Source organism: Vibrio sp. ER1A (assembly GCF_000733315.1).
Taxonomy (GTDB): domain Bacteria; phylum Pseudomonadota; class Gammaproteobacteria; order Enterobacterales; family Vibrionaceae; genus Vibrio; species Vibrio mediterranei.
The window spans coordinates 1,527,154-1,533,704 of the sequence record NZ_JPJA01000086.1 but is presented as its reverse complement, the minus strand read 5'-3'; the positions used below and the strand labels follow the sequence as shown (position 1 = coordinate 1,533,704).

General features: G+C 42.5%; 5 protein-coding genes. All 5 read left to right on the top strand.

The window, feature by feature from the left end; genetic code table 11:
• Positions 1-486: 486 nt before the first annotated feature.
• The gene (locus HW45_RS13755) at positions 487-1,938 is read left to right on the top strand and encodes a YfcC family protein (protein WP_038227487.1); all 1,452 of its coding nucleotides are present in this window, start codon (positions 487-489) and stop codon (positions 1,936-1,938) included.
• 598 nt (positions 1,939-2,536) lie between these two features.
• A complete protein-coding gene (gene arcA / locus HW45_RS13750; RefSeq protein WP_038227808.1) occupies positions 2,537-3,757 on the top strand; it encodes an arginine deiminase in 1,221 nt (406 codons plus the stop codon).
• A gap of 38 nt (positions 3,758-3,795) precedes the next feature.
• The gene (arcC, locus tag HW45_RS13745) at positions 3,796-4,707 is read left to right on the top strand and encodes a carbamate kinase (RefSeq protein ID WP_038227481.1); all 912 of its coding nucleotides are present in this window, start codon (positions 3,796-3,798) and stop codon (positions 4,705-4,707) included.
• 95 nt (positions 4,708-4,802) lie between these two features.
• The gene (locus HW45_RS13740) at positions 4,803-5,813 is read left to right on the top strand and encodes an ornithine carbamoyltransferase (protein ID WP_038227479.1); all 1,011 of its coding nucleotides are present in this window, start codon (positions 4,803-4,805) and stop codon (positions 5,811-5,813) included.
• Positions 5,814-6,002: 189 nt separating this feature from the next.
• Positions 6,003-6,488 carry an arginine repressor gene (locus HW45_RS13735; protein WP_051868135.1) on the top strand — a complete coding sequence of 162 codons (486 nt, stop codon included), beginning with the start codon at positions 6,003-6,005 and terminating at the stop codon, positions 6,486-6,488.
• Positions 6,489-6,551 lie beyond the last annotated feature (63 nt).

Genomic DNA, 6,551 nt, shown 5'->3' with positions numbered 1-6,551 from the left:
TCCTTATGTAACCTCATTGGTACTGAACTTTATTGAGACCGATAAGTTCGAATCGAAATAACGTAGCATTATAGAACGATACGATAGTGTTAGTTCTTTAGTGCTACGGCATTTTGTCTCGTGACTTCGTTAGCTAATAGCATTTTGAGTGACATTCTTCAAAAAATAGAGAATTCATTTCGTTAGATATTTATAATTATATATCTGAATAAATATCCAAGTTCAAAAGTAGTTATCATTTGAGATTGTTTTGTTTGCGAATATTCTTCAAAAATATCTAATTATTAATCCAGACAAATAATTCTATTTCAGCGGCCATTTAACTATTGCAGGAATAAGTGTGAACAAGGCACAAGAATAACAGTAAATAAAGGCGTATATTTTCTTTGAAATTATGATTAGTAATTCTTATGGCTTCAATGTGGTGATTGAATGTAAAACATACAGCTAAAGTAGCAGGATAGCCCTTCTACTAAGGAGAATACTATGACCACCCACGTCGTTCACGAGCCGAAAAAGTCGGGAGGCTTTTTTGCAAATTTCAAGTTTCCCTCAGCCTATACCATTTTATTTGTGTTGATTGCTATCGTTGCAGTCATGACCTGGATTATTCCTGCGGGTCAATATGAGAGAGTGATGAATGAAGATCTGGGCAGAGAAGTGCCAGTGGCCGGAACTTATTCGAGCGTAGAAAGTAATCCACAAACTCCAATCGACGTCTTAATGGCCCCTATTGATGGCTTCTATGATCACAATAGTTATGAAGCAGGTGCAATTGATGTCTCGTTATTTGTATTAGTCATCGGTGGCTTCTTGGGATTAGTGACTAAGACCGGAGCGATAGATGCTGGAATTGAGCGTGTAACTCACAAGTTAGAGGGTAGAGAAGAGTTGATGATTCCCATCCTTATGGCCTTGTTTGCTGCGGGTGGCACTGTCTATGGGATGGCGGAAGAATCTCTACCATTCTACACACTTCTCGTCCCAGTAATGATGGCAGCTCGATTTGACCCACTTGTAGCGGCCGCTACCATCTTATTAGGAGCTGGGATTGGAGTTCTGGGTTCCACAATTAATCCATTTGCTACGGTGATTGCTGCGAATGCATCTGGTATTCCTTTTACTGATGGTATTTTACTGCGTCTAGCCATGTTAGTGATTGGATGGATCATCTGTGTCGCTTATGTCATGAGATATGCTCGAATGGTCAAGGCCGACCCGTCTAAATCTATTGTTTATGATAAACACGAGGAGAACAAGGCTCATTTCCTCGGTAATAAAGGAGAGGAAAAACTCGATTTCACTGCGACGAGAAAAGTGATTTTAGCGATCTTTGGTGGTTCATTTGCTGTGATGATATATGGTGTTTCGGTTGCTGGCTGGTGGATGGCAGAGATCTCTGCGATGTTCCTAGCCTCGTCTATCTTGGTTGGGCTTGTCGCTAGAATGAGTGAAGAATCTTTCATCAATAGCTTTATTGAAGGGGCGAGAGACTTACTCGGAGTAGCTTTGATTATTGGTATTGCTCGAGGCATCGTTGTTGTGATGGACCGAGGGATGATCACTGATACCATATTGAATTCGGCGGAACATATTGTCACTGGTCTTTCTTCGGTTGTGTTTGTTAATGTTATGTTTTTCCTAGAAATATTATTGTCTTTCTTGGTGCCTTCGACCTCGGGATTGGCTGTGTTGACGATGCCGATAATGGCTCCTCTAGGTGATTTTGCTGGTGTTGGTCGAGAGTTGGTTATTACAGCGTATCAGTCTGCTTCAGGGCTGGTGAATTTGATAACCCCAACTTCTGCTGTTGTGATGGGAGGTCTTGCCATAGCTCGGGTTCCTTACGTGAGATGGCTGAAATGGGTGGCTCCACTAATGGCTATTCTGACCGTATTCTGCGTGGTAATGCTTAGTATTGGTACGCTTGTTGGTTAAATGTTCGTTTGCCTAGTCTTTTTACTGGCCCATTGCTATTAGCAGTGGGCTTTTTTTGTTGCAGTTTCTGAGTTAGCTGCGAACGATAGTCGTCACTTCTAAGCCCTTGTGACGAAATATCAATTTTTTTCCTTTTTGTTTGAATATGAGCAGCGTTCTATCGCTCATGTCCGACGGTCTCTTGAGTGTGATATTTATCACAAAAATAGACTAAAAATTGTTAATGGATACAGAGGGGGTGAGCTAGAAATAGGTAACTAACAAAAGCCAATGCATATTTCTTCCAAGTAATCATATCCATTAGAATTAATAATGCGAATCAAGTTTCTTGAAAGAACGTAACTATGACTGCTTCACGAATAATCCATGAATACTATTTCATTTAATATGCCAGATTAATTCTCGGTAATTATATTTATCAAGGAATAAATATTGTTAACAGCCACTTTTATGATGCCTTTGGTTACATATATATTTGTGTGATCGGTGTCCAGTATTATTTTGAATGGTTGGTACATATTAATTACACCACAACGAAGCTATTAATATATTCTATAAAGAAAGATTTTGGTTCTTATAATATTAGAGAGACATGATTATGAATAAACTATATGTTGGTTCTGAAGTTGGTCAGTTACGCCGTGTCTTAATACATCGTCCGCGACGTGCTCTCACTCACTTAACGCCTTCTAACTGCCATCAACTGTTGTTTGACGATGTACTAGCGGTAGAGAAGGCTGGTGAAGAGCATGATGTTTTTGCCAAAACACTAGAATCACAAGGTGTTGAGGTTTTACTTCTAACAAATTTGCTTGCTGAAACTCTCGCTATTTCAGAAGCAAAAGATTGGCTGCTAAATATTCAGGTTTCAGATTTTCGTTATGGCAATACCTTTGCCAACGATGTGAGATGTTATTTGAGTGATATGCCAAACATCGAATTAGCTAAAGTACTTACTGGGGGCTTGTCATTTGGTGAAATGCCGCTTGAGTCTTCGTCAATGTTGCAATCTTTATATAAAGCTAACGATTTCATTATCGACCCGTTGCCAAATCATTTATTTACTCGTGATACATCATGCTGGGTTTATGGTGGTGTCTCTATCAACCCGATGGCGAAGGTCGCTCGTCAAAGGGAAACAAATCATTTACGTGCAATATATCGCTGGCATCCGACCTTTGCTGGACAAGACTTCATTAAATACTTTGGTGATGAGCAGCAATCGTATGATCACTCGACTATCGAAGGTGGAGATGTACTGGTCATAGGTAAAGGCTCTGTGTTGATCGGCATGTCTGAGCGTACCACGCCACAGGGCGTAGAGCATTTAGCATCGAGCTTATTTAAGAATAACCAAGCTAAGCAGGTTATTGCTTTAGAACTACCGAAAGATCGCTCATGCATGCACCTAGATACGGTTATGACACACATGCGTGAGGATACGTTCTCCATCTACCCTAATGTTATTCCTGATGACGTGAAATGTTGGAGTCTTACTGGTGATGAATCCGGTCGAGTAACGGCTACGCAGCAGAGTTCGTACATTACGACGATCGAAAAAGCGTTACAGGTCGACAAATTAAATCTTATCACTACTGGTGGCGACAACTTCGAAGCTGAACGTGAACAATGGAATGATGCAAATAATGTCCTGACGGTCAAACCCGGTGTTGTTATTGGTTATGAACGCAATACCTATACCAACGAGAAGTACGATAAAGCCGGCATTACCGTACTACCAATCCCTGGTGATGAGCTTGGCCGCGGCCGCGGTGGCGCGCGTTGTATGAGCTGCCCAATTGAACGTGATGGTATTTAGTCACTTCGCTTTTTATTACCTGTATTGGATAAAAGATTATGAAGAAACAAACTATCGTTGTTGCTTTGGGTGGTAATGCCTTACTAAAGCGCGGAGAGCCACTCGAAGCAGAAGTACAACGCCACAATATTGAAATCGCGGTTAAAACCATTTCGGAAATTGCCCTGCAATATAACGTCGTATTGGTGCACGGAAATGGCCCTCAAGTCGGGCTATTGGCATTGCAAGGACTGGAATATAAGAAAGTGAGCCCTTACCCACTTGATGTATTGGGTAGCGAGACACAGGGCATGATTGGCTACATGTTGATGCAAGAGTTCAAGAATCAAATGCCCAGCAAGAATATCACCTGCATGTTGACACAAATGACGGTGGATCCAGCCGATCCGGCATTCAAAGATCCTACCAAGTTTATTGGGCCTGTCTATGACAAGCAGGAAGCATGTGAATTGGCTGAGAAATATAATTGGACTGTGAAACCTGATGGTGATTATTTCCGCCGTGTGGTCCCAAGTCCATTACCAACTGGCATTGTTGAGCACGAAGCCATCACCTCCCTTATTGATGAGGGGCACCTTGTTATTTGCACTGGTGGGGGTGGTATTCCGGTCACTCGTAACGATGGCAAGCTTGTTGGAGTTGAGGCGGTGATTGATAAAGACATGTCGGCAGCTTTCCTTGCCAAACAACTTCACGCAGACCGATTACTGATATTAACTGATGCAGATGCCGTTTACCTAGATTGGGGTAAACCAACTCAACATGCGTTACGAGCCACGACACCATCAGAACTGTCACGTTACCAGTTCGATGAAGGTTCAATGGGCCCTAAAATTGATGCCTCGTGTGAGTTTATTAATCAAGGTGGACAAATGGTGGGGATCGGCGCGCTACAAGATGGTCTTCGCATTCTTGAAGGGACCGCAGGTACCACGATTTCAAAACACTAATTTTGTCGTCGAATACGTATTTAAATCAAAGCACGAGCGTGTCAGTGGCAGAGTGATGTCGTGACTGACACGCATAGATAGAAAAGGAACACAATATGGCTTTCAATCTTCGCAATCGCAACTTCCTTAAACTTCTAGATTTCACTCCTCGTGAGATTCAGCACTTGCTTGAGCTGTCCATTGAACTTAAAAAAGCCAAGTACAATGGATACGAACAACCTCGTTTAAAAGGCAAAAATATTGCGCTTATCTTTGAAAAAACATCGACCCGCACTCGTTGCGCTTTTGAGGTGGCGGCATTCGATCAAGGAGCACAAGTTTCATATCTTGGGCCTACTGGATCGCAGATCGGCCATAAAGAATCAATGAAAGATACCGCTCGGGTACTTGGGCGTATGTACGACGGGATTGAGTATCGCGGCTATGGTCAATCTATCGTTGAAGAGCTTGGTGCTTATGCAGGTGTACCGGTTTGGAACGGCTTAACAGACGAATTCCACCCAACTCAAATTCTTGCAGACTTTATGACCATGATGGAGCATGCACCGGGTCGTCCATTGCAAGATATTCGCTTTGCCTACTTAGGGGATGCTCGTAATAACATGGGTAATTCGTTAATGGTAGGCGCGGCAAAAATGGGTATGGAAATCCATTTAGTTGCGCCAAAACAGTTCTGGCCTGAAGAAGCACTTGTTGCGGAATGTCAATCCATTGCTAAACACACCGGAGCGAAAATTACACTCACGGAGGACGTACGCGAAGGTGTTCAAGGGTGTGACTTCCTATACACAGACGTTTGGGTTTCTATGGGTGAAGCAAAAGAAGCCTGGGCTGAGCGTATCAAGTTGATGCTGCCTTATCAGGTTAATATGGAAATGCTCAAAGCGACAGGCAATCCAAACGTGAAATTCATGCACTGCTTGCCTGCTTTTCATGGCGAAGATACGACGGTGGGTAAGTCTTTATCAACAGAATATCCGATGTTAGCTGATGGCTGCGAAGTAACCAACGAAGTGATTGAATCCGAGCACTCTATTGTCTTTGATGAAGCGGAAAACCGTATGCACACCATTAAAGCAGTAATGGTCGCGACCTTAGGTAGCTAAAAGGCTAGCACATTGCATGAGAGGAACAGGAATGTCCTCTCATCTTAACTAAAGTAGCAATAAGTTGCTGAAACAATGCGATTGGCTCGGGATTTTTCAGAACCATTAATTGTTACGTTATACCAGCGAAACAAATACAAGATCACGAACCCACTCATGGATGAGTTTCACTATTTTACAGGTGATAACATGTATGAAACTCCAACTTGTAACGACATGCTCGATGTCGATCAAAAACTGACAGATGTATGTAAGAAGCTTCTTCAGCAGCAGAGCTTTACTACACAGAATAAGCTCCGCGAAGCATTGATAGACCTTGGTTATGATGGGATTAGTCAATCGACGGTCTCTCGTCTATTGACCAACCTGGGAGTAGTCAAAGTTCAAAATGCCTGTGGTAAAAAGGCGTATTGTCTAACGTCAGAGAACAGTCCTGTTCGTGTTGACTCTTCTATTTCGTCACAGATCGAGCTGATCACTAACAATCAGTCTCTCGTTGTCGTGAAAACTCACCCTGGAAGTGCTCAGCTTATTGCTCGCCTAATTGATATTGACCCTCACGCTGATATCTTGGCGACTATTGGTGGTAATGATACGATTCTAGTGATCCCAAAACAGGCTTCTGAAGTGAGTCGATGTGAGCGTGTCGTTAGAGCTAGGCTCGGTGCACTGTAGCCATATTGATACAATACAATGATTGTTGTACCCCAACAAAAAAGCAGCGATGTTGTTAATCGC

Bases quoted from the DNA above. Each gene is read 5' to 3' on its own strand.
- HW45_RS13755 (WP_038227487.1), top strand. From the start codon at position 487: ATGACCACCCACGTCGTTCACGAGCCGAAAAAGTCGGGAGGCTTTTTT.
- arcA (WP_038227808.1), top strand. From the start codon at position 2,537: ATGAATAAACTATATGTTGGTTCTGAAGTTGGTCAGTTACGCCGTGTC.
- arcC (WP_038227481.1), top strand. From the start codon at position 3,796: ATGAAGAAACAAACTATCGTTGTTGCTTTGGGTGGTAATGCCTTACTA.
- HW45_RS13740 (WP_038227479.1), top strand. From the start codon at position 4,803: ATGGCTTTCAATCTTCGCAATCGCAACTTCCTTAAACTTCTAGATTTC.
- HW45_RS13735 (WP_051868135.1), top strand. From the start codon at position 6,003: ATGTATGAAACTCCAACTTGTAACGACATGCTCGATGTCGATCAAAAA.